This is a genomic window from Burkholderia sp. BKH01 (assembly GCF_025685725.1).
Lineage (GTDB): Bacteria > Pseudomonadota > Gammaproteobacteria > Burkholderiales > Burkholderiaceae > Burkholderia > Burkholderia pyrrocinia_C.
In genome coordinates this window covers 94,688-116,935 of the sequence record NZ_JAOTQT010000015.1, presented here as the reverse complement: position 1 = coordinate 116,935, position 22,248 = coordinate 94,688, and the positions used below count along the sequence as shown (strand labels likewise).

General features: G+C 60.3%; 21 protein-coding genes. 10 read left to right on the top strand and 11 right to left on the bottom strand.

Annotation, left to right across the window (positions count from 1 at the left end):
* Positions 1–101: 101 nt before the first annotated feature.
* Complete coding sequence (locus tag OEJ37_RS21675) at positions 102–647, top strand: hypothetical protein (RefSeq protein ID WP_263345504.1); 546 nt, start codon at positions 102–104, stop codon at positions 645–647.
* Positions 644–1,246, top strand: coding sequence for a hypothetical protein (locus OEJ37_RS21670; protein WP_263345502.1), 603 nt, complete (start codon positions 644–646; stop codon positions 1,244–1,246). Before OEJ37_RS21675 ends, OEJ37_RS21670 begins: the two co-directional genes overlap by 4 nt.
* A 100-nt stretch (positions 1,247–1,346) precedes the next feature.
* Here OEJ37_RS21670 and OEJ37_RS21665 read toward each other — a convergent pair whose 3' ends face one another.
* From OEJ37_RS21665 to OEJ37_RS21655, 3 genes are all read right to left on the bottom strand, one after another.
* Positions 1,347–1,826, bottom strand: coding sequence for an aconitase X swivel domain-containing protein (locus tag OEJ37_RS21665; protein WP_263345500.1), 480 nt, complete (start codon positions 1,824–1,826; stop codon positions 1,347–1,349).
* Entirely contained in the window at positions 1,819–3,066 is a 1,248-nt protein-coding gene (locus OEJ37_RS21660; protein ID WP_263345497.1) for an aconitase X, read from the bottom strand. The genes OEJ37_RS21665 and OEJ37_RS21660 overlap by 8 nt, the downstream gene beginning before the upstream one ends.
* A gap of 224 nt (positions 3,067–3,290) precedes the next feature.
* A complete protein-coding gene (locus OEJ37_RS21655) occupies positions 3,291–3,719 on the bottom strand; it encodes a MarR family winged helix-turn-helix transcriptional regulator (protein WP_263345495.1) in 429 nt (142 codons plus the stop codon).
* A 105-nt stretch (positions 3,720–3,824) separates the two neighbouring features.
* Between OEJ37_RS21655 and OEJ37_RS21650 the strand changes: the two genes are divergently transcribed.
* The 5 genes from OEJ37_RS21650 to OEJ37_RS21630 all read left to right on the top strand — a co-directional run bounded on the left by OEJ37_RS21650 (position 3,825) and on the right by OEJ37_RS21630 (position 9,490).
* Positions 3,825–4,745 (top strand): LysR family transcriptional regulator, encoded by a 921-nt coding sequence (locus OEJ37_RS21650; RefSeq protein WP_263345494.1) that lies wholly within the window; start codon positions 3,825–3,827, stop codon positions 4,743–4,745.
* Between the two features lie 107 nt (positions 4,746–4,852).
* Positions 4,853–5,284 (top strand): MarR family winged helix-turn-helix transcriptional regulator, encoded by a 432-nt coding sequence (locus tag OEJ37_RS21645; protein WP_175917593.1) that lies wholly within the window; start codon positions 4,853–4,855, stop codon positions 5,282–5,284.
* A 64-nt stretch (positions 5,285–5,348) separates the two neighbouring features.
* The gene (locus tag OEJ37_RS21640; protein WP_263345491.1) at positions 5,349–6,443 is read left to right on the top strand and encodes an HlyD family secretion protein; all 1,095 of its coding nucleotides are present in this window, start codon (positions 5,349–5,351) and stop codon (positions 6,441–6,443) included.
* A gap of 13 nt (positions 6,444–6,456) precedes the next feature.
* Positions 6,457–8,031, top strand: coding sequence for a DHA2 family efflux MFS transporter permease subunit (locus tag OEJ37_RS21635; RefSeq protein ID WP_175917591.1), 1,575 nt, complete (start codon positions 6,457–6,459; stop codon positions 8,029–8,031).
* 16 nt (positions 8,032–8,047) lie between these two features.
* Positions 8,048–9,490, top strand: coding sequence for an efflux transporter outer membrane subunit (locus OEJ37_RS21630; protein WP_263345489.1), 1,443 nt, complete (start codon positions 8,048–8,050; stop codon positions 9,488–9,490).
* 68 nt (positions 9,491–9,558) lie between these two features.
* Here the strand turns inward: OEJ37_RS21630 and OEJ37_RS21625 are convergent, their stop codons facing one another.
* From OEJ37_RS21625 to OEJ37_RS21610, 4 genes are all read right to left on the bottom strand, one after another.
* Positions 9,559–9,969: a TIGR02594 family protein gene (locus tag OEJ37_RS21625; protein ID WP_263345592.1), complete on the bottom strand. Its 411-nt coding sequence runs from the start codon at positions 9,967–9,969 to the stop codon at positions 9,559–9,561.
* Positions 9,970–10,127: 158 nt separating this feature from the next.
* Complete coding sequence (locus OEJ37_RS21620; RefSeq protein ID WP_263345487.1) at positions 10,128–10,379, bottom strand: PAAR domain-containing protein; 252 nt, start codon at positions 10,377–10,379, stop codon at positions 10,128–10,130.
* A 324-nt stretch (positions 10,380–10,703) separates the two neighbouring features.
* Positions 10,704–11,609 (bottom strand): hypothetical protein, encoded by a 906-nt coding sequence (locus OEJ37_RS21615; protein ID WP_263345485.1) that lies wholly within the window; start codon positions 11,607–11,609, stop codon positions 10,704–10,706.
* Positions 11,587–11,763 (bottom strand): hypothetical protein, encoded by a 177-nt coding sequence (locus tag OEJ37_RS21610; protein WP_263345484.1) that lies wholly within the window; start codon positions 11,761–11,763, stop codon positions 11,587–11,589. The genes OEJ37_RS21615 and OEJ37_RS21610 overlap by 23 nt, the downstream gene beginning before the upstream one ends.
* A gap of 558 nt (positions 11,764–12,321) precedes the next feature.
* Between OEJ37_RS21610 and OEJ37_RS21605 the strand changes: the two genes are divergently transcribed.
* The 3 genes from OEJ37_RS21605 (at position 12,322) to OEJ37_RS21595 (ending at position 15,927) form a co-directional block, all read left to right on the top strand.
* Positions 12,322–13,233 carry a LysR substrate-binding domain-containing protein gene (locus tag OEJ37_RS21605; RefSeq protein ID WP_263345482.1) on the top strand — a complete coding sequence of 304 codons (912 nt, stop codon included), beginning with the start codon at positions 12,322–12,324 and terminating at the stop codon, positions 13,231–13,233.
* Between the two features lie 123 nt (positions 13,234–13,356).
* Positions 13,357–14,673 carry an MFS transporter gene (locus tag OEJ37_RS21600; RefSeq protein ID WP_072439189.1) on the top strand — a complete coding sequence of 439 codons (1,317 nt, stop codon included), beginning with the start codon at positions 13,357–13,359 and terminating at the stop codon, positions 14,671–14,673.
* Between the two features lie 12 nt (positions 14,674–14,685).
* Entirely contained in the window at positions 14,686–15,927 is a 1,242-nt protein-coding gene (locus OEJ37_RS21595; protein ID WP_263345478.1) for a metal-dependent hydrolase family protein, read from the top strand.
* A gap of 212 nt (positions 15,928–16,139) precedes the next feature.
* On the opposite strand, the gene OEJ37_RS21590 is transcribed toward OEJ37_RS21595, so the two are convergent.
* The 4 genes from OEJ37_RS21590 to OEJ37_RS21575 form a co-directional block, all read right to left on the bottom strand.
* On the bottom strand, positions 16,140–16,553 hold the full coding sequence (locus tag OEJ37_RS21590; protein ID WP_263345477.1) for a hypothetical protein: 414 nt from the start codon (positions 16,551–16,553) through the stop codon (positions 16,140–16,142).
* Between the two features lie 1,355 nt (positions 16,554–17,908).
* Positions 17,909–20,221: a UvrD-helicase domain-containing protein gene (locus OEJ37_RS21585; RefSeq protein WP_263345476.1), complete on the bottom strand. Its 2,313-nt coding sequence runs from the start codon at positions 20,219–20,221 to the stop codon at positions 17,909–17,911.
* A gap of 8 nt (positions 20,222–20,229) precedes the next feature.
* A complete protein-coding gene (locus tag OEJ37_RS21580; protein ID WP_263345474.1) occupies positions 20,230–20,889 on the bottom strand; it encodes a hypothetical protein in 660 nt (219 codons plus the stop codon).
* A 529-nt stretch (positions 20,890–21,418) separates the two neighbouring features.
* Positions 21,419–22,207 carry a hypothetical protein gene (locus OEJ37_RS21575; RefSeq protein ID WP_263345473.1) on the bottom strand — a complete coding sequence of 263 codons (789 nt, stop codon included), beginning with the start codon at positions 22,205–22,207 and terminating at the stop codon, positions 21,419–21,421.
* Between the last annotated feature and the right edge of the window lie 41 nt (positions 22,208–22,248).

The following is a 22,248-nucleotide window of genomic DNA, read 5'->3' as shown; positions in this document are numbered from 1 at the left end:
AACCCGTCGCCCGGCAATACCGGACGGACGGCCGAACGCGTTGGCGTATGATGGGCGCCACATCAAAACGATGCCGAGCGAACCGGCGCCCTCTCCGACCCATGCCCAATCGCACCACCCTGATCGAGGCCACGATCGACCGCGTCGATACCAACCTCATCCGATTCAAGGCCGATGTCAGGAAGGCCCCGCCCTACCGTTTGACGATGCAGAACGTCTGCTACTTCGTCACGGCCAACGACGTCGACGCGGAAGCGTTCAAGCAGATCGGGAAACTGAGGCCCGGCATGTCGGTGCGCGCCTGCACATTCGAGCATCGCGGCCGTCGCCGGATCGCCTGGATCAGGAGCGGCAACCTTGCCATCGCGCCGTACGACGTGCTCGCGCAAAAGCAGCGAAACCTGTCGCTGCTTGCATGGGCGTCGTGCCTGCTCGTGCTGAGCCTGGGTATCGCTGCCGCGGCACTTCATTCGGGTTGGGCGTTCGTCTCGGCACTGGCCACCGTCGTGGCCATCGTCAGTCTGGTGGGCAGCCTGCTCGCCATCGGCGGCCTGTCCGACCTGATCTCCCAGCCGCAGCGACGCGAAGCCCAGGATAGCTGGCGATGCGAACCGTCCGGTTTCGACGTGGAACGGAGCAGCCCATGACGAACCACGCGATGCAGACCACATCCGGCCGCGTGACGGCGATCGGCCAGCAATCGATCGAGACGAAGGTCTGGAGCAACAACCTGGGTGCGACCACGCAAAGCATCGAGGAAATCACGCTTCAACTCGATTCGCTCGCGTCTCCCCTCGTGTTCAGGACCAACCGGACGACGCGCCTGTTCCTCGCCGACGGCGATCGATTGAATGTCGCCTATGCCGACGGCGAGGATCGCCAGATCGTCTACGGCATCCGCAACATGACCGACGGCTCGGCGTATCTGCTGCGCCCCGCCAAAGTCGCCGGCGCCCGAACCGACCTCGTCGTCATGCTCATTTGCGTGGTCGCCGCCGCCGTGGTCAGCGGGATCGTATCCGCGGTGACGCTCAGCACGGAATCGATGTTCGACGTATTTGCGCTGATCAGCGCGAGTACGATCGGTTTGTGCGTGCTGAGTGCGATCCTGCGCGTGCTGTTCGGCGTGATCGTGTGGCCCGAAATCAGAAGACTGGCGCAACCGGGCGGCAAACGCGAAATGAAGGCGGCAACGCAAGCGCTCTCGCTCACGCCGGAAGAAACCCGGCACGTGCGCTTCATCTGACCGGGCCACGCGCGGCCACTGCGCGGGCGAACGAGGCTGCACGCCTCGGACCACACCGCTGCGGTCGCCGCCTGACTCGCCGTCAGCGCTCGCCGCGCGTTCAAGTCAAACCGGATCCGCCCGAACGCGCATCGCCGCCCAGATAGATCCGCGCGCCGCCATCCCCGTCGCCCGCATCGATCCGCACCTCGCCGGTTGCGGCGACGATCGCGTCATACACGTCATCGGTCACGCACACCACCGGCACCGCGATCGCATACAGCTCGGCGGCGACGATCGCGCCGATCGAGATGATCAGGTCGCGCTCCTTCAGCACGATCGCGACGGGCCCCGTGCCGTTGCGCACGGCTTCCGCGAGCACGCTGCTGCTCGAACTCGAGCCCTTCGCGTGCGGCATCACCATCACCTTGCCGGCGAGACTCGCGCCGGCCTGTGGATGCCCGCGATCGACGATCCTGCCCGCGCCGGAATCGTAGCCGCCCCAGAAGCTGAGCGGCTTGTCGAGCACGAACGCGCTCGCGCACGCGCTGCCCGGCACAAGCGTGTCGCCCGTCAGACCTTTGCCCGTCGCTTCAGTCATCGAATCGCACCTTTCCTTCGTACGCCGACCGCACGCATTCGCGCATGCTGCCGTACGCGACCGTCACGCCGATGTTCGCGGGCGCATACGACGCCCATTTCCCCGAGTTGGTCATCACCAGCCCCGACAATTGCTTCATCACCGGCGTGATGTACGTGCAGGTATCGACGACGATCTGGATGCCGCGCGCGGCGAACTTGTCCGCGAGGCCGGCCTCGCCCAGTTCCCACAAAATGAAGCGGCTCGTGTTCACGTAGAAATCGCAGGCCGGCTTGCCGTCGAATGCGTCGAGCAGCGTGTCGAGCGTGCGGAACTCGGCCAGCGAGAAATGCGGCGTGCCGAGCGCCACCGCGACGAGCGCGTCGCCGGCCGCGCCGTGGTTCAGCGTGCGGCGAATCTCGTCGAGATCGGCCATCGCGACGTCGACCGTGCGCTGCGCCGCGCGGCCGTGCAATGCCGCGTCGAGCGTCGGCGCCTCGGGCGTCACGCCGACCGCATGGAACAGCGCGACGGCCCCGCTCGATGCGGCGGCCGCGCCGAGCGCCTTGAGTTCGTCTTCGGTGGTATCCGCCGGCAGCCCGACGATCGCCGGCACGATCGCGCCCGCGATTTTGCCGACAGCCAAACCAAGCGCGGCGAAATAGATGTCGCGCGACGGCAGGCCGCTGAAATCCGGCGCGTTGAACACGATCCGCGCAGCGCGGTTCGCTTCGACATGCAGCCCCGCATACGGCGCGCGGCCGGTAATCGCGGCGGCCAGATCGAGAAAATCGCCGTACCGGCTCGTGCGCGCGCCGAGCACCGAGTTCGCGAACACGATCGCATTGGATTCGGCCCACGCGATCTGCTCGCCTTTCGCGGGACGGTTCTTCAACTGATACGGCGCGCACGTGAAACTCGATTCGCAGCCGAGCTGCAGATGCGCGTCCATCAGGCGCTGCGCATCGCGCTGGATCGTGCGGTCGCCGTGATACAGCTCGGGATGGATCAGGTCGAGCGACCCGACGTTAAGCGTGGTCGGCACCGCGACCTTCGCGCCCGTATCGACGAAATACTCGACGAAGTCGAGACTGGTCTGGCCGTGATAAAGACAGCCGTCGATATGCGCGGACGTGATGTCGATCAGGTGCGGCGCGGACATCACTTCCGCCGTGCGTGCGACGATCCGCATCGCGCGCGCGACGCCGTCGCCGAAATCCCCGCGCAACATCGCGCCCTCGCGGTCGCTCAACTGCAGCATCGGTTGCTCCTCATGACTCGTGCCGGCGACGCCGGCCCGTGAAATCCGTCAGAGGACTCTACAACTGGAAATAAAAACTGTCCAGATAACCATCGACCCGGACAGTTTTAAAACCAATTTTTGGACATGGGTGCCATGCTTCCGCGCATCGAACGCCGCCGAAGCGGCCGATGGCTCGAACTCCGCTCCAGTTCGTCGCAACGCGCGAGCCACCTGCTGTCAGCCTAGCGTTCCGCGGTAAGGCTGAACAGCTCATCGCGCAGCGCCTTCGCGCGCCCCTGGCCGAACTGCGTCTCGAATTCGTCCTGCGCGGCCTGCCATGCGACCAACGCCTGCGCGAACGTGCGCTCGCCGAGCTTCGTGAGGCTCAGCACATGCGCACGCACATCGTGCTCGGACGCGGCCGTCGCGACCAAACCGTCGCGCTGCAACGGTTTCAGCGCGCGCAGCAGCGTCGTGCGATCCATTACGAGCGCGTCGGCCAGTTCGCTCATCAGCAGGCCGGGTCGACGCGTCAAATTCGCCATGATCGAGAACTGTGCGGGCGTAACGCCGACCGGGGCCAGATGGCGTTCGTACAGTTGCGTGACGAAGCGCGCCGCCTGACGCAGCGCGAGGCAGTTGCACGCAAGGGCAATCGGGATGTCGTTCATGCTCGGCAATTTATATGTGCATATGCATAAAGTCAATGTACACTCCGCCGTAACGAGGCCGGCCGGGCGCGTACGGCGCCCCGCCATCGCGTCAAGGAGACGGACATGGACTACATCGACAAGCTGCGGATCTTCCGGTCGGTGGTCGAGATGCGCAGTTTCACGCGCGCCGCCGACATGCACGGCCTCGCGCGACCTGTCGTATCGCGTGCGGTCGCGGATCTGGAGGCGCGCTTCGGCAGCCGGCTGTTGCACCGGACCACGCGCCAGGTGTCGCTGACCGAAACCGCCGAGCGCATCTACGAGCGCTGCGCGGCCGTGCTCGACGAACTCGACGCGCTGGAAGTTGAAGCGCAGACGCAGACGCGCGAGCCCGAGGGCCTGCTGCGTCTCGTCGCGCACACGACGGCCGCGCTGAACCGGCTCGTGCCGCTGATCGCCGGCTTCAAGCGCGCGCATCCGAAGGTGCGCCTCGATGTCACGCTGACCGAGCGCCCGGTCGACCTCGTCGGCGAAGGCTACGACATCGGCATCGTCGTGCCGTACATGCTGACGAGCGAGACGACCGTCGTGCGGCTGGTCGAGCGCATTCCGGTCGTGATCGTCGCGACGCCCGCGTATCTGGGCGCGCATTCGCGCCCCGAAACGCCGGCCGACCTGGCCGATCATCCGTTCGTGCCGCTGTCGCCGTCTCTGCGCCGGCCCGCGCTGTCGTTCCGCGTCGACGGCGACACGCTGACCGTGCCGTACCGCTTCGACATCTCGTCGAACAGCCCCGTCTTCAACCGCGAAATGGTGATGCACGACTTCGGCATCGGCGTCGTCCCGAAAACGCTCGTCGAAGCCGAACTCGCGTCGGGTGCGCTCGTGCAGTTGCTGGAGGACGCCGATCTCGTCGACGCGTTCGTCGAGATCAAGCTCGCGTACGCGAACCGCGCGCTGCTGCCCGCGAAGGTGAAAGCGTTCATCGACTACACGGCAGCCTATTGCGACCGCGTCGGCCGGATCGCTCCGGCGGCGGCCTGATCCGGCGCGCGAACGCGCCCGCGCGACGCCGATTGGTACCGCCACGACACCAATCTGATCCCGCTCCGCCCCTCGCTTCGCGGCGCCCCGCGCCCTAACATGTGCACATGCACAAGATCACGCTTACCGATGACGATTGCTTCGCGGTCCGGCAAGCCGCCCGCCGGATCTCGCAGTTCTACGAGCGTTACCTGTCGCGGGCGGGCGTCACGCCGTCGCAGTACAGCATTCTCGCGTTGCTGCGCGACCGGCCGCATCAGACGATGGCGGCGCTGTCGTCCGTATTGGTGATCGAGCGCACCGCGCTGCTGCGCGCACTCAAGCCACTCGTCGGCGCGGCGCTGGTGACGGGCCGGATCGAGACGCCGCACCGCCGCCAGACATTCGCGCTGACCGCGCACGGCGAAACGAAGATCGCCGACGCACACGTGCACTGGCTCGCCGCACAGGAAGCGTTCGAACGGCGATTCGGGCCGGCGCAGGCAGCCCGGCTGAGAGACGAATTGTTCCGGATCACGCACAACCTGCCGGAGCGCTAACCCCTTCCCCGATCGACGCGTTGTCGTCGGTCGTTTTAATAAGTGCATATACATAGGTGAATCGATGGAAACGACCCAAGAAGCCGCTGCTTCCCGCGAGGCAGCCACAATCGACCCGCCCGCGAAGCAGCGACGCCGCGTGCCGTGGATGCGCATCGCGGTAGGCGCCGTCGTCGTCGCGGTTGCGGCGGCCGCGCTCGACTGGACGTTCGTGCTGCGCTTCCAGGAAAGCACCGACGATGCGTATGTCGGCGGCGACGTAACGGTGCTCGCGCCGAAGGTCAACGGCTTCGTCGACCGGATTCTCGTGACCGACAACCAGCGCGTGAAGACCGGCGACGTGCTCGTGCAGCTCGATGCGCGCGACTACGACGCAAAGCTCGCGCAGGCCAGCGCCGAAGTCGACAGCGCGCGCTCCGCCGTGACCGAACTCGAAGCGAAGCAGCAACTGCAATTCGCGGTGATCGGCCAGCACGCGGCCGACAAGAACGCATCGTCGGCCGAATTGACGCGCACCGCATCGGACCGCGTGCGCTATCGCGAGCTCGTGAAATCCGACGCCGTGTCGAACCAGATCGTCGAGCGCGCGGACGCCGACTATTCGAAGGCAGGCGCGGCCGTCGACCGCAGCGACGCCGCGCTGCTCGCTTCGAAGCGGCAGCTCGACGTGCTCGGCGCGCAGCTCGCCGATGCGCGGGCCCGCGTGAACACCGCGCTCGCCGCGCAACGCGTCGCGGCGCTCAACGTCGAATACACGACGATCCGCTCGCCGGTCGACGGTTACGTCGGCAACCGCACGGGCCGCGTCGGCATGCTCGCGAACGTCGGCGTGCCGCTGCTGACGGTCGTGCCGGCTTCCGGGCTGTGGATCGACGCGAACTTCAAGGAAGACCAGCTTCGCAAGATGCGCGCGGGCGATCGCGTCGATGTGTCGCTCGATGCGTCGAGCACGCGCCTGCACGGCCGCGTCGACAGCGTCGCGCCCGCGACCGGCGCGACCTTCAGCGTGCTGCCGCCCGAGAACGCCACCGGCAACTTCACGAAGATCGTCCAGCGCGTGCCCGTGCGCGTGCATCTCGATCCGCAGCCGGGCCTCGAGCACGTGCTGCGCCCCGGCCTGTCCGCGGTCGTGACCGTGCATACCGACCACGCGAACTGAGCGGGAGCCGACCATGACCACCACGTTTTCCGGCGACCCCGCATCGCAACCGACCAGGCAGCGCGTATTCGCGTTCGCGCTGATGTGCGTCGGCTTCTTCATGGCGACGCTCGACATCCAGATCGTCGCGTCGTCGCTGCGCGACATCGGCGGCGGCTTGTCCGCGAGCCAGGACGAATTGTCGTGGGTGCAAACGGCCTACCTGATCGCCGAGATCATCGTGATCCCGATGTCGGGCTGGCTGTCGAAGGTGATGTCGACGCGCTGGCTGTTCGTCGCGTCGGCCGTCGGCTTCACGATTACCAGCATGCTGTGCGGGCTCGCGTGGGACATCAACTCGATGATCCTGTTTCGCGGGCTGCAGGGTGCGCTCGGCGCCGCGATGATCCCGACCGTGTTCACCACCGCGTTCGTGCTGTTCCCCGGCAAGCAGCGGCTGATCGCGTCGACGACCATCGGCGCGCTCGCGTCGCTCGCGCCGGCGATCGGCCCCGTGATCGGCGGCTGGATCACCGACCAATGGTCGTGGCACTGGCTGTTCTACCTGAACCTCGTGCCGGGTATCGCCGTGGCCGCACTCGTGCCGCGCTACGTGCATATCGACGAACCCGACTTCAGCCTCGTCAAGCGCGGCGACTATCTCGGCATCGCGCTGATGTCCGGCTTCCTCGGCTGCCTCGAATACGTGCTGGAAGAAGGCCCCCGCAAGAACTGGTTCGGCGACGATGCGATCGTCATCTGCGCATGGATCTCCGGCATCTGCGGCTTCCTGTTCATCGTGCATGCGCTGACCGCGGAAGATCCGATCGTCGACCTGCGCGCGCTCGCCGTGCGCAACTTCGGGATCGGCAGCCTGCTGTCTTTCGTGACCGGCATCGGGATCTTCGTGACCGTGTTCCTGACGCCATTGTTCCTTGCACAGGTACGCGCGTTCAGTTCGCTGCAGATCGGCCTGGCGCTGCTGTCGGTCGGCGCGTTCCAGTTGGTCGCGCTTTGCGTGTATGCATTCGCGGCGCGCTACTTCAGCATGCGCGCGCTGCTCGTGTTCGGGCTGATCTGCTTCGGCCTCGGCTGCTACCTGTACACGCCGATCACGCACGACTGGGGCTGGCGGGAACTGCTGCTGCCGCAGGCGCTGCGCGGGATTGGTCAGCAGTTCAGCGTGCCGCCGATCGTGACGATGGCGCTCGGTTCGCTGCCGCAGTCGCGGCTGAAATCGGCGAGCGGGCTGTTCAACCTGATGCGCAATCTCGGCGGTGCGATCGGCATCGCGGTGAGCGCGACGATGCTCAACGACCGTCTGAACTTTCACTACCTGCGCCTGAACGAGCACGTGAGCGCGGGCGAGCCGCAGATCGCGTCGCTGCTCGATCATCAGGCCGCGTACTGGACGGCTGTTGCGGGCAACACGCTGAATACGGCGCAGGCGGGGCTCGCGAACCTGCATCGGCTGATTTATCGCGAAGCGCTGACGCTCACCTATGCGGATGCGTACTACGCGCTGTCGCTGTGCTTCGTCGTCGCGCTGCTTGCCGTCGCGTTTTCCAAACCCATTACGTTGAACGCGCCGCCGCCGGACGCGCACTGAGGTTGAGGTCATCATCATGAAAAAGCTACTCGTCGCGCTGGCTGTCAGCGCATTCGCCGCAGGGTGTGCGGTGCAGCCCGCGCAGCATCCGGCGCTTAACGAATCCGTTCAGACGCTCGCGCCCACCGCATGGGATACCGACGTGCCGCGCGCGGACATCGACGCCGCCGCATGGTGGGCGCAATTCCACGATCCCGTGCTCGACCGGCTGATCGCGACCGTGCTCGACGGCAACCTCGATCTGCAGGCCGCCGCCGAACGCGTGAAGCAGGCGCAGGCGCTGACCGTGCAGAAGCGCGCGGTGCTGCTGCCCGAACTCGACGCGACCGCGCACGCGGCCGACGCGCGCCAGAACACGCCGCCGCCGCTCGGCTATGTGCGGCAGGCCGGCGTGGGGCTCGCGCTGAGCTGGTCGCCCGATGTATTCGGCGGCGAACGGCTCGATCTGCTCGCCGCGCAGGCCGAACTGGTCGGGCAGAAGCACGCGGAAGATGCGATGCGGCTCGCGCTCGCGGCCGATGCGGCATCCGCGTATGTCGACCTGCGCTGGGCGCAGCAGGAAATGAAGATCCTGCAGGACAACGCGAAGATCCGGCAGCACGCGCTCGAACTCACGCGCAAGCGGCAGGCGTTCGGGCTGTCGACGGAACTCGATGTCACGCGCGCGCAGAACCAGCTCGATGCGCTCGAAGCGCGGATTCCGCCGACGCAGGCGCAGATTTCGCATCAACTCAATCTGATTGCCGTGTATTCGGGGCGGACGCCGGAATCGGTTGATCGGCTCGTGTTGGCGCAGGCGGGGGAGATTCCCGCGCCGCCGGCTGGTGCGCCGGGGACATTGCCTTCGCAGGCTTTGTTGCGGCGACCCGATGTGCTGACTGCTTATGCGCAGGTCGAGCGGAGAGCGGCGCAAGTGGGGGTTGCGAAGGCCGAGCGGTATCCGAAGTTTTCGCTGAATTTGACGGACGGGATTCTGGCGGCGTCGTATCTCGGGTTGCCTACGTTGACCGACAACCTGTTCAGCGCGGCGTTGAGCGCGACAAGCCCGATCTTCAATGCGGGGCGTATTACCGCCGATATCACGCAGAGCGAAAGCCGGATGCGCGAGTCCGAACTCGGGTTAAGGCAGACGATGCTGCAGGCGTTGAGGGAAGTCGAGGATGCGCGCGCGAATCTCGTCAGTTCCGATGAGGCGACACGGCGGCTCGATAGCGCGCTTTCCGCGTCGGACAAGGCGCTTGGGCTGGCGAATCAGCTCTATAAGGGGGGCGCGACGGATTTTCTGGATGTGCTGTCGGCGCAGGAGGTTTATCTAAGGGACTCGGATTCGCTCAATCAGGTCAAGCGCGAGCATGCGCTGGCGGCGGTCGCGCTTTATCGGTCGCTTGGGGGTGGGTGGAGCAGGAATGAGGCGGCGGGTGGGCCGGAGGTGGAGACAGAGGCTGTGGCGAGGAATTGAGGCCGGGGCCCGATACGAATGCAGGCCGCGTCGACGGCCTGCACTTTTACGCAAGCGCGGCGATGCGGTCACCCGGCGTCGGGCCAGCGGTATCCGATCACTTCGTTCAACGGGTACGCGAGTTCGCGCACTTCTTCCAGTTGGTTGCCGCCGAACAGATGCACGTATTCGTCGTCGTGACGCAGGTAGAAACCGACGTGCCCTTTCCAGCTTGCCGGGTCGTCGCGCGTCAGGATCGCGATGCAACCGTAGACCGGACGCTCCAGCGGGCGGCCCCATTCGAGCCACGAGCGCGCGAGCGCGGAGCCCGTGCCGCGGAGTCCGGCGTGTGCCATGCACCAGTTGACGAACGACGAGCACCAGGAAATCTTGTCGTCGTAGCCGACCAGGTTCGTGTGGTTGTTGTACTCGACGATGCGCGGGTTGATGCTGCCGGGCGGGTGGCGGCGGATGCCGAGTTCGGCCAGGGCGACGGGCATCCAGGGTGGGTGGGCGGTCGATTCTCGATTGCCCTCGGGGGTCGATCGGGTCACGTCAGTCTCGAGCGAGTGTAATTTGCGGTCAATCTTCGCATGAATGCCGCGTAGCGACGAGCGGTCGCCGGTAAAGCGGCGCAGAATGCCACGCGTGCCATACGCTACAAGAGACTGGAAATCAGGTGACAACCGCATGTCGCACGATGCCCGTGACGCGCAATCGGAATACCGTCATCCGTCATAGACGGATCCCCCTCCTCAATGACATTCGGCGAGACGCCGGGGTGCTGAGGGCATGAAACAAGATCGCCTTTGCGCGCAACAAAGCGACCGTCGAAACGCATAGTCGTTGACCCGGCTTCAACCTTGCCACCGTGGTCGGTGTCATCTCCAACCCTAATTAGATTGATCATTTAAATTTAGAAATATTCACCACTTTTAATTATACAAACCCACCCCATCCAAAAAGCAAATAATTTAATTTCAAAAAAGACACCACCCCCAACCCACCTCAGGATACCAGCACACCCATTTCATACGATATCTCACAAAATATCAAAAATCACCAATATAAATCAATTCAATTATCCAAAATTTTACGGAGTATATCTTTGCAAATTAATCAAAATTTCCACCTCACAGCCACACCTTATCAGCCGCCGCCACTACTGCAGCCAGAAGGCGTTTCGCGCAATTCCACCGATTCACAAAAGCATATGTTAAGTATTTAATACGCATCAGCGGCAGTAGCCTATGTCTTCGCAGCGGAGCCACTTTTCCGCCCTCCGGCCATGCGATGAAACATAATCAACGAGCCAGTACTGACCATCATCCGATTTTTTAACCAAATTCACAACACCCCCTTTAATCAAGTAGGATTTCCCAATATTCGATGATTCCGGATAGTTATAGAAATATGCTCTATTGCTAACAACAACTTTCCCGTTCGACGCTTGAGCCTCTCCGTTCTCTTTCACATCTTTGCCGATCACCGTCTTGATCGCCTTCAGCAAAACTGGATCATCGGATATTTCTTTATTCACATAAAGCTTCGACAACCTAGAATCATCATCAGGCGTCAAAAATTTACCTTGACCAAGAAGCAACAGGATCGCAGTAGGATATGCGTTTAGGGGGTCGGTCAATGCCGATGGATTGTACCTCACAATCCCCTCTACAAGCTCATTGATTTCTTTTTTCTCCAACCCTTTGTTTGACTGCACATCGATACTTTCAATTTTTCCGAGATGGAGCGTTGTTTGAACGGTACCAATTGATGCCAATTTCCCGCGAATAGGGACCACGTAATTGTACGTAACACTCCCCTCCATTCCACCCGAACTCACAACGATTAACAAGAAACCCGCATCATTTGATTTTACAGACGGAATATCATCTGCAATGTATGAGTACGGTAACGGAAATTTTTCTCCATCGACCTTCAGCCTTACCGTCACGGGATGAACACGCATCCCGTCAGAATTAGTGGCCTCTGCAACCAAATACTCACCACTATATGCCTGCCCATTAAAAAACTTCCCATGCACCGATTCCGCCCTCGCAACATCTGGCAAAAAAATCAACCAGAACGCAAGCAAGAACAGGTTTTTTATTGCGAAATCAAACTTGCGATTTCTTTGCATTAACATCCTCCACAGCTTTTTTTACACCATCCGAATGAGCTTTGTAAAATTTAGAACCGCAGATCGAGCTCTTTTCCATATCGTAATCCTTGAACGTCAGCCCTGGATTCGTCGCACACTGTTCTGCTCCCAACAATTTTACCAGCTTATTCAAGGCAACAAATCGATCATCCACGTGATTGAAACCACCGTTAACTGCCACTGTAATTGCGTAGAAATCATTCTTATCCGCCTTTGGGTTTATATCCCCTCAATTGCTTCCCTTTCTCCAGTACCAACACGCAGAGTGTGCAGCGCGTTCAATACTGTGACTCACCTTATCGATCGCATGCCGCCAGCTTCTAGGACCGTTTCCGTGTCACGAAACGTTAAAACGTAAGAGATGCTCTCGCATGTTAGGGACAGAAAACACGGCCGGAGTCACGAGTACGTGCGTAGTCGTCAGTGGTTAAAGCACCGGGCAACTGACGAGATACCGCTGCGACTGACCGCGTAGCGACGAGCGTCGCTCGCAAAGCGGCGCCGGATGGACGATCCCCCCCAAACGCTTCCCACTCCCGATGTGAAATGGACTGACTGAACCGGTATTTTTCGATGCGCCCCGCTCACCCACACTGCGTCTGTCCGCTGGCCTCAGCCCCCTTCCCGCCTTGTGATTTCCTTTCGATCCCCCCGTATCATGTCGGCAGCGCCATCGACTCCCCTGCCCGCCATGCGCATCACGCCCCTGCCGCCCCTTCAGTGCCTCGTCGCGTTCGAAGCCGCCGTGCGGCACGCGAGCTTCACGAAAGCCGCCGCCGAACTGCACCTGACCCAAAGCGCGATCAGCCGCCAGATCCAGCAGCTCGAGGAATTCCTCGGCCGCTCGCTATTCGTCCGCGAACATCGTTCGTTGCGGCTGACGATCGCCGGCGAGCAATATGCGACGCAGGTCCACCACCTGCTCACCCAATGCGCGGAAGCCACGCAAGACGTGATGAAGCCGTACGGCGACCTCGAACTGACGATCGCGTGCTCGTCCGGCGTCGCCCTCCTGTGGCTCACGCCCCGGCTGCCGGACTTTCGCGCCGCGTATCCGAACATCAAGCTGCGTCTGATCGTGCGCGACGGCCTTGCGTCGATGTCGCCCGCGGAATTCGACGTCGGCGTCTACTACGTGCGCCAGCAAGCGCCGGCCGAATACACCGCGCGCCGGCTGTTCGACGAGGAAGTGTTCCCCGTCTGTTCGCCCGGCTATCTGGCCGGCCGCACGCTCGACGCGGCCGATCTCGCGAACGAGACGCTGTTGCGCCTCGAGGACGGGCAACGCCAATGGATGTCCTGGTCCGAATGGTTCGACATGAACGACGTCGACCGGCAGAAGGCGCAGCCGCAGGACATCATGATCAACTCCTATCCGCAGATCGTGCAGATGACCATTCTCGGCCAGGGCGTGTCGCTCGGCTGGCGCTACATGATCGACGCATGCATCGAGGCCGGCCTGCTCGTGCGTGTGACGGACGCGTCCGCGAGCCACGGCGGCGGTTATTACGTGATCTCGCCCAACGACCGCGCACAGAACCAGGCCGCCCGCCTGTTCACGCGCTGGCTGTTCGAACAGGCCGAGAAGCAAACCGTGCCCTGAGCGCGATGCATGCGTGCAGCGCATGCGTGCATGCGAATCTTTCGTTTCAGAAAAAAATCCGGCTGTCCTTAGCATGGGATTCACGCGGGGCAGCCGTCCCGTCTTCTGACAAAGGAAGAGACCATGCAAGGAACGCTTTCCCCGCGCGCCGCGCCTTCCATCGATGTGGCAGTGCAGCAGCGCCGCCGCGCCATCGTCGCGACCGTGATCGGCAACGGCCTCGAATGGTTCGACTTCACCGTCTACAGCTTCTTCGCGGTAATCATCGCGAAGCTGTTCTTCCCGACCGGCAACGAACTGACGTCCGTGCTGCTGACCGTCGCGACGTTCGGCGTCGGCTTCTTCATGCGGCCGGTGGGCGGCATCGTGCTCGGCGTCTATGCGGACAAGGTCGGACGCAAGGCAGCGCTGTCGCTCACCATCCTGCTGATGGCAGCCGGCACCGCGCTCATCGGGATCGCGCCAACCTACGAACAGGCCGGCATCGCCGCGCCGCTGTTGATCGTCGTCGCGCGGCTGCTGCAAGGCTTCTCGGCCGGCGGCGAGATGGGCGGCGCCACCGCGTTCCTCACCGAATACGCGCCGCCGGAGAAACGCGCGTATTACTCGAGCTGGATCCAGTCGAGCATCGGCTTCGCGGTGCTGCTCGGCGCGGCGACCGGCACGTTCGTCACGACGTCGCTCGACGCGCAGGCGCTGCATAGCTGGGGCTGGCGGCTGCCGTTCCTGCTCGGGATCATCGTCGGGCCGGTCGGTTACTTCATCCGCAGCCATATCGACGAGACGCCCGCGTTCAGTGCCGTCGAAGCGCAGGCGAAGGAAAGCTCGCCGCTGAAGGAAGTGCTGTCCACCTACCCGCGCGAGACGTTCGCGAGCTTTTCGATGGTCATCCTGTGGACCGTCTGCACCTACGTACTGCTCTTCTACATGCCGACGTATTCCGTGCGCACGCTGCATCTGCCGCAGTCGACCGGCTTCGCGGCCGGCATGGTCGGCGGGCTGATGATCATGTGCTGCTCGCCGATCGTCGGCAGGCTCGCCGACGTGTGGGGGCGACGCGTGTTCCTGTCCGGCTCGGCGCTCGCGATCCTCGTGCTTGCGTGGCCGATGTTCGCGTGGATCAACCACGCGCCCGGGTTCACGTCGCTGATCGTGTTCCAGGCCGTGTTCGGCGTGCTGATCGCGACTTATACCGGGCCGATCCTCGCGGCGTTTGCGGAGCTGTTTCCGACCAAGGTGCTGTCGACGGGGCTTTCCGTTGCGTACAACTTCGCGGTGACGATCTTCGGCGGGTTCGCGCCGTTCCTGATCACGTGGCTCATCGCCCGCACGGGCAGCAATATGGCGCCCGCCTGCTACGTGATCCTCGCGGCGGCAGTCAGTTTCGTCGGAACGCGCTTCGTGAAGGATGCGAAGCGGGCTGCCTCCATGACTCGATAAGGATATTGCCTCATGACCATTACCGTGCTTCAAGGCGGCAACGTTCTGGACCTCGAACGAGGCGTGTTGCTCGAACATCATCATGTCGTGATCGACGGCGAGCGGATTGTCGAAGTCACCGATCGGCCGGTGGATTTGCCGAATGCGCAGGTGGTCGATGTGCGCGGTAAAACCGTGATGCCGGGATTCATCGATTGCCACGTGCATGTGCTGGCTTCGAATGCGAATCTTGGTGCCAATGCGGTGCAGCCGAATATTCTCGCGGCGATTCGATCGTTGCCGATTCTCGATGCGATGTTGTCGCGTGGGTTTACCAGTGTGCGGGATGCCGGGGGGGCGGATTGGGGGTTGATGCAAGCGGTCGAGACAGGGCTGGTTTCAGGGCCGAGGATTTTTCCGTCGGGGAAGGCGTTGTCGCAGACCGGCGGGCATGGGGATTTTCGGCCTCGGGGGGATTTGCTGGAGCCCTGTTCGTGCTGTTTTCGGACGGGGGCGATTGCGCGGGTCGTGGATGGCGTTGAAGGTGTGCGGCTCGCCGTGCGCGAAGAGATTCAGAAAGGCGCGACGCAGATCAAGATCATGGCTTCCGGTGGGGTTGCGTCGCCGACTGATCCGATTGCCAACACGCAATATTCGGAGGACGAGATTCGGGCGATCGTCGATGAAGCCGAGGCCGCGAATACTTATGTGATGGCGCATGCGTATACCGGGCGGGCGATTGCGCGGGCTGTGCGATGTGGCGTGAGGACGATCGAGCACGGGAACCTCGTGGATGAAGCGGCCGCGAAGGTCATGCATGAGCATGGGGCGTTTGTGGTGCCTACGCTGGTTACCTATGACGCGCTTGCCAAACATGGAGCGGAGTTCGGGATGCCGGCGGACTCCGTGGCAAAGGTCGCTTCCGTGCAGCAGAAAGGACGCGAGTCGCTGGAGATCTATGCGAAGGCCGGCGTGAAGATGGGGTTCGGGTCGGATCTGCTTGGCGAGATGCACGCGTTTCAATCCGGTGAGTTTCGGATTCGGGCTGAGGTGCTGGGGAATCTGGAAGCGCTCAGGTCGGCGACGACGGTGGCGGCGGAGATCGTGAACATGACGGGGCAACTGGGCGTCGTGGCCGCCGGTGCGATCGCCGACATGGTCGTGCTCGACGGAAACCCGCTCGACGATATCGGCGTCGTGGCCGGTGAAGGCGAGCACGTCGCCTATGTGATGCAGCGCGGACGGATCGTGAAGGCGCGGGATGGTGAGCGTTGACGCGTTGTTTGTTCACGCACGCCACCCGATTGTTTCGACACCCACGGCGCGGCCTCACGTGCCATGCGGCCGTGACAGTTGTTGACGGTGGATGTGAGCGCGAATCGCACTATTCGAGACCATGGCCGGGGCAGTTGCGCCCCGGCAGTCAGTCGCGTTCGTGCAAAGCTTTCGATGCACCCGCAAGGGCCGCGCAAAGCGGCCCTTGCTGTTTATTTCGCCTCGTCTTCCTGGGCAGCCGCACCGTAAGGCTGCTCTCGCCAGTTCAGCGCGCTGTGGTCCGGCGTGATCGTGACCTTTCGGAGATCGAAATTGAACTCGAGATAGACGCGATCGCCCGGTTTGAATCCGAACATCTCGAAATGCGCGTCGATGGCGCGCATCCATCGCATGTACGGCTGGCCATCCTGCGGAAGGTCAGGCTTGTTGTCGAGCGTCAGCTCAACCTCGGGGTACAGTTTGCGCTTCTTGGGACGTGACTTACTATAGGCGTTAGCCATTTCCGACTCCTGGTTCGAGTTGGTGGTGGTCAGCGGGTCGTATGGGTTGCCGCCCATGCGGCCCGCGCTTTTTTGTTGCCGTGGATTTCCCTTCTCTCTCCCCCTTCGCTGCGTCTTGTTGGGCAAGACGGATTTTTTTCGACCATCGGTGCGAAGGGTGCTGCGACCAACTCCGATGGACGAGAAGCAAGGCTTCATGACCAGTGTAGTCGCGCTGGCATCTCAGAAATGGGGAGTTGGGGGGATTGGCCGTTAGGTATAGGAATGGGCAGGAGGCGGGACCGATATTGCCGGTCGGTCGTTTGGCGATCTTTTGTACCTGTCGAATCGCTAAGGCTGGCCGGTTCAGAGCCATTTCAATCGTGGGAAATGACCTAGACCACTGCCCTTTTTAAGCTCTGCGGCACGCGACCGCTAGCGGTTGAACCCAGAAGTACGGCACAGGAATACCGGTCGCGTGCGACTGCGTCAAGTACCAATATCGGTAGTCGACATTGAAAGAGACACTGTTTGCTGGAGTTATTCCAGCTCGCCAGACCATTTCCGATTGTTCAGGCGGCGCACATCAATGGCGACTCATCTCCGTGAGCGTCGTGATTGAAACCACAACTTCCATCTACTATGATAAAAAATCGCCACGTCGGCGACAATCCAGCCGCACCTGAAAATATCACTGCGCCCAATTTAGCCAGACTAAACAAAGGAGACTTGGAATGGCATATTACAAAAACGGAAATTATCTCGTGCAACAACAGGGAGCCGAATTCGATGCTTTGCACGCTCCCGGCGGGCTGACACCGCACTCTGGCATTTATCGATGTGAGGGCTGCGGGGGAAGCGCAGTATCGACACTCGGGAATGCACTCCCTCCCCAGAACCATCATCAACATCAATATGGCCAAGGCCCAATTCAATGGCGCCTCGTTGTGAAAGCGCACTGGCGCTGAAATTTAATGATGAATCTCTCAACGCATACATAATTAAATAAAAATCCCCGTGTAATAGCTTGACGGGGATTTACTTGTACCTATTCTCCATGCCAGATCCGCGTTTACTCATGCGACCGCCACAGGTAGCGACGCAATCGACGTCCCTTTCTACCGAGCAGTGCTTTAGGCTGATGATAGACAGGCCGGTGCCGAAGCGAAGAAGCCATTCGAACGACCACAACTTTCATCAATCCAATGGCCGTAGATGGTCCGACGCAGACCTCAATCAATCGCTGATCGCAAATAACCGAGGCACCCAACGCTAGGGGGACCATTTACACCTGTAAGTGGCGCTGGGGTTACCACCGTGCTTCTGATCATTGGTAGCCGCTCCTTTGATCAAGCCGGGGGAACCTGTCCGGGCAGATTAGCGGCTGCTGCTCCGGATCGATTGATCCCCACCACTAATAGAAATGAACAACGACCAGTATCAGGTAGACGCAGATCGCGATGCCCTTGATTGAAGTTGGTCCGAAATCCAAGCTCGGTGCGTCACTGTTCCTGTTGAACTAGCCCGTGAGTCACTGCACTTCCCAAGACTTCGGATATTCCGCGTGCTTTGACACCAAGCAAGGCGATCCGATATCGGGCTCTGGTTATGGCAACATACAGCCGCTGGTGCGTTGCATAGCTCACAAAATTTTCGCTATCGGCAGAATCAGCCGACACCTTAGGCGGCACACGACCCTTATCCACACCAATGAGGATGACGGCGTCAAACTCCAAGCCGCCCACATAATCCGGTGTGGAGACAACGAATCTCCCCGAGGAACGGGCCTGACGGACCACTGCCATATCCCCACGATGCTTCAACATTTCGGCCGGCTTGTTCGCGGATCTCACGTGGCGCTCAATCTCCGAAAAAAGTACGCTGCCAAACACAATTAGAGCGATATCTCCTCGAGTGCTTTGCATCTCACTCGCAAGTGCGTCAGCGAGATCGAACGCCCCCGAAATCATGGCCTCGTCCGTTGGATACAAAATATAACGGGGCGGCTGGCACTTTCGCTCCTCAGTTTCGGTGAAAGCTGACGATGCTGCTCGCAGTGGGTCATGAAAATTTGTAAATAACGTGGCTCCCGACGACGTAACACTGAAGGCGAGATTCACGATTTCAGGCGAGCATCGGAAGATGGAGCTAAAAGTGGTCTCTTTCTCGTTCTCATCACGTGTCGTGGGGCCCAGTAGCGCATCGCTCAATTGGTTGTCCGCCCAGCCTTTATCGGCCAACGATTGAGATATATCGGCTGAATACGCAATTGGAAAATGATTCGCCGACCGTGTCAGCCGATGGAAGATCGATAGCTCATTGATGTTAAAAAGATGGGTTTCATCGACAAAAATACTATCATAACCCTCCTTTTCTCGACGCCTTCTCCAAATAGGAGTATCCAATTGCTGCAGTGCGCTTAGCACCACATCGTCAGTATCGAATTGTCCACTGGCGCGCAGTCTACGCTGGTACGCAGAAAACAGTAAGTATGTGAACGCCTTATCGCCTTCGTTTTCAACCGGCAAACCATATCGCAGCCTCGCAAGCCTCTTATACTTCTCCAGGTCCTCGTCTGCTCTACCTTTAATCATTACACTGATTTCGTGCTGAAGCATTTCTGCCACAACCCATTCGTCATTTGACGCGAGGTACTCGCAGAATGCGGTGCTCATGTGAGAACGATGACTGGGCAAATCGGACTTCATCACCTCCTGAAGCGCCTCTACCGCGTAAAGCAGTTGAGATTGTTTCGATTCAAATGCATCTCGGTCGAGAAGTTCCGTATCCGAAATTTCGTATCTGAGCAATTCCCCACACAGTTCATGCAGCGTCGTGATCTTGACCGATTGAAGGGAAAAATCGGTCGGCCCCATTCTCTCCTTTTCCGTTTCCGGATCAAACATGGACTCGATCGTTCGGCGGGTTGCCTCACTATGTGCGACGAACAGCGCAGAGTGTGCCTCGCCCCGCTTTTTCGCCGCGCGCATCTGGAAAATACATTTCAGCACTAGACTAAGCGTCTTACCCGTGCCTGCAGGGCCTTCAATTCGGTGGGGCGCCTTGAGTTCTTGATGAATGAACGCCTTCTGTGCATCCGTCAGGTAGTCTTCCCACTGGTCAAAATCGCATCCAGCGATTGCACCGCGGACTGTGCCTTCGGTCAACTTTGTCACACTGAGACTATCGACCGAAGATGCGGATGGGACTCGATTCTCCGTTCGAATACGCTCATACAGCGCCGTCCTCGCCGCGGCGAGACCTTCAATTGCCTTCCTGAAGTTTGTTACAGGCGCCTCTTCTTGCAGACCTCCGCCTTCATTAGTACCGATACGATACACCAGCAGTTCGATACCTTTGGCTCGTTTTTCGCGTCGGTGGCGGTCCGGAGCCATCTCAACCGACATTCGAATCGACGACTGGGTAGTAATCGGATATGGGAACACTACAGCTTTTGAGCTGCCATTGAATAATTTTTCGTTCTGAGCCGGACCAACTTTGGCCCACCGACGCCTTGCGAATCGCAACAACTTCTGAAACCTGATGATCGCGTCGCGCGTCGAACCGTCGATGAATACCGGAGCAGCATCTAGATCAATGACGAGGATATTCTCATCCTTGGGCGCGTCATGAAGAAAATACAAGCCGTGTTCGTCCTCCACCAAGTAAGCTCGGGTAGTTAATTGCTTGATGGCAGAATTCCCTTTTAGAACCTCTCCGAGGATTTTTCCATGCTCGAAGTCATCTGATTGTAATGTACGAGTCGACACGAGATCGTCTGCGGCAGCACCATCAACCAAAATAAAGCGACGCATATTGCCCTCTAATCTGTAAATACCAAGTTTGTGACGATTTGAGCAACAAGGCCCTTGTCTGCGTCGGCGACGCCAATTCGACCGAAAAGGTTGCAAAACACCTGCATCAAGTGCTCAGTCCAAGGCGATTGAAGTTCTGCGACCGGGTACGCAAAATCGAAACAGTCGAAGCGCAGTGACTGAACAGCGGGATCGAATACATCTTGCGTCACACCTGACATCAAACGTCGTACCGTTTCCCTAGGAATGTGGTGAACTTCTCGAAGTAGAACGACGTATCCTTTTTCCGACGCCTGCTCGGTGAGTTCACCTAGAGTTGGAAGAAAGTAGTATCCCGCAAGTTTGTGGCTGACTAGGTCTTTGACCACGGCTTCAACCGCCCTGAGACATGAGGGCAAAAGGGGACCGATTGCCCTACGATTTGGGAGCGGGCTCGTAAGACAGTCGTCAAACTCAGTCAAGCGAGACGCGATAGCTCGGGCATCTTCAGCGTCCTTTCGTTCCTTCACTGCTTTTTGGCCCGTCGACTCTTCTGGGAAAGGAAAGTTGAGTTCTGCGACTTGTGACGGCGAGTGAACATCCAACAGGCTATCGCTCAACTGCTTCTTCGCCAAGAGATTTTTGTATCGATTCCTCGTTTCTGCGTATTCGCGGTCGATGCTCAGCAACCCACCATGCGCTTGCAACCAATCCTCCACGGTAACGACGGGGAGGTAATTAACGATTGGAGTTTTCTCATGTGTGGTATCGCATCGAGCCGTAATCACAATTCCCCAAACCGGACGTTCCGGATACTCTTCTGCATATGCCCCACAGAAGACGGTCCCTTGCGTTATACGCCCCATACGCGGATTAGATATCACTGTTCCTCCGCGAAGCGTGACGTACGTAATAGCAGAACTCCACCGGACGCCATTGGCGCTCGGATGGAATACTGTCGGAATATGCGATTAGCATAAGCCGCCCCAAAAACTTACGATTTAACTTTCCGTGTCATAAATGACCGGTTCTTTGGCGAAAGCGACATTGTAGCGTCAACGCAGGAGGAATTTCATCGTTCGTTTGTGACCGAATCCGGTCATGAAACGCACCGAGACATCACCTTCGCATGATGCAAAGAGCCGCAAATCAAAAGATGTCGATAATCGCATCTAGTAGATTCCTCAACCGGCTGAACGACGTCGAAACGATTGTGAGCTATTGAACGACTCTATCCACTACCGCCTGCACCTCTGACCCAAGCCTCGAATAGCTCTTCTGCACCGGCAAATGCTTCGCGAAACATTCCTGCCGCTGCTCCTCCGCCACCCGCCCCGCACCACAAGCAGCAATCGCCGGCATCGTTACCTCCCTCCAGACGATATAAACCCGCTCCCCCTGCCTGACCGCCACCGCCAGCGTATTCGGCCCCTCCGGCACTCCGTCCTGGCTTCCCCCCAGCAGCAACGCCTTCACCACCGCATCAGCCGGCTTCCGCTTCACCGGCAACTCGGCAAATCGAAATGCCGCAGCATCATCACTGAACACGTCGGTATAAAACGTCTCGTTATCGAAGATAACGGCAACATCATCCGTTGCCTTGAGCCCCGCATCCGCCGACTTCGCCCAAGCCTTCAAAAGTGGAACCGTCGTAACAACAAGATTCACCTTCCCGTCATCCGACTTGAAGGACAGCCCGTCCGGCCCCGGCGTCATCCCGTCGTCAGGAACGGCGCTTTGCACGGTACTTCCGGCCTTCCCGGAAAACCCTTTCGCCTTGACCGTCCCGACAAGCTTTACCAGCTTCGCATTCAACTCGGCGGTGTATTTCCTTTCCAGATCCGCCCGATCTTCCATCCGAGCCGCATTAACTGCCTCGGCAGCCTTCTTCCGATCCGCGAGATAAGAATCGGTCGGCGACGTAATGACCTTCGCCCCGACAACAGCGATCAGAGCCAGAAGCACAACCGCCCCCACCCCGACTTTCAGTTTGGAAATGCTTTTCATTCTTCTATGACGTCCCGAAACCAAGCCCGGATGCAAAACGG

Excerpts from the sequence above, each read along its gene's own strand:
- OEJ37_RS21605 (WP_263345482.1), top strand. The coding sequence starts at position 12,322 with ATGCGCATCACGCCCCTGCCGCCCCTTCAGTGCCTCGTCGCGTTCGAA.
- OEJ37_RS21640 (WP_263345491.1), top strand. The coding sequence starts at position 5,349 with ATGGAAACGACCCAAGAAGCCGCTGCTTCCCGCGAGGCAGCCACAATC.
- OEJ37_RS21635 (WP_175917591.1), top strand. The coding sequence starts at position 6,457 with ATGACCACCACGTTTTCCGGCGACCCCGCATCGCAACCGACCAGGCAG.
- OEJ37_RS21595 (WP_263345478.1), top strand. The coding sequence starts at position 14,686 with ATGACCATTACCGTGCTTCAAGGCGGCAACGTTCTGGACCTCGAACGA.
- OEJ37_RS21665 (WP_263345500.1), bottom strand. The coding sequence starts at position 1,826 with ATGACTGAAGCGACGGGCAAAGGTCTGACGGGCGACACGCTTGTGCCG.
- OEJ37_RS21660 (WP_263345497.1), bottom strand. The coding sequence starts at position 3,066 with ATGCTGCAGTTGAGCGACCGCGAGGGCGCGATGTTGCGCGGGGATTTC.
- OEJ37_RS21625 (WP_263345592.1), bottom strand. The coding sequence starts at position 9,969 with ATGCCCGTCGCCCTGGCCGAACTCGGCATCCGCCGCCACCCGCCCGGC.
- OEJ37_RS21645 (WP_175917593.1), top strand. The coding sequence starts at position 4,853 with ATGCACAAGATCACGCTTACCGATGACGATTGCTTCGCGGTCCGGCAA.
- OEJ37_RS21585 (WP_263345476.1), bottom strand. The coding sequence starts at position 20,221 with ATGCGTCGCTTTATTTTGGTTGATGGTGCTGCCGCAGACGATCTCGTG.
- OEJ37_RS21575 (WP_263345473.1), bottom strand. The coding sequence starts at position 22,207 with ATGAAAAGCATTTCCAAACTGAAAGTCGGGGTGGGGGCGGTTGTGCTT.
- OEJ37_RS21600 (WP_072439189.1), top strand. The coding sequence starts at position 13,357 with ATGCAAGGAACGCTTTCCCCGCGCGCCGCGCCTTCCATCGATGTGGCA.
- OEJ37_RS21650 (WP_263345494.1), top strand. The coding sequence starts at position 3,825 with ATGGACTACATCGACAAGCTGCGGATCTTCCGGTCGGTGGTCGAGATG.
- OEJ37_RS21615 (WP_263345485.1), bottom strand. The coding sequence starts at position 11,609 with ATGCAAAGAAATCGCAAGTTTGATTTCGCAATAAAAAACCTGTTCTTG.
- OEJ37_RS21670 (WP_263345502.1), top strand. The coding sequence starts at position 644 with ATGACGAACCACGCGATGCAGACCACATCCGGCCGCGTGACGGCGATC.
- OEJ37_RS21655 (WP_263345495.1), bottom strand. The coding sequence starts at position 3,719 with ATGAACGACATCCCGATTGCCCTTGCGTGCAACTGCCTCGCGCTGCGT.
- OEJ37_RS21620 (WP_263345487.1), bottom strand. The coding sequence starts at position 10,379 with ATGATCAATCTAATTAGGGTTGGAGATGACACCGACCACGGTGGCAAG.
- OEJ37_RS21630 (WP_263345489.1), top strand. The coding sequence starts at position 8,048 with ATGAAAAAGCTACTCGTCGCGCTGGCTGTCAGCGCATTCGCCGCAGGG.
- OEJ37_RS21675 (WP_263345504.1), top strand. The coding sequence starts at position 102 with ATGCCCAATCGCACCACCCTGATCGAGGCCACGATCGACCGCGTCGAT.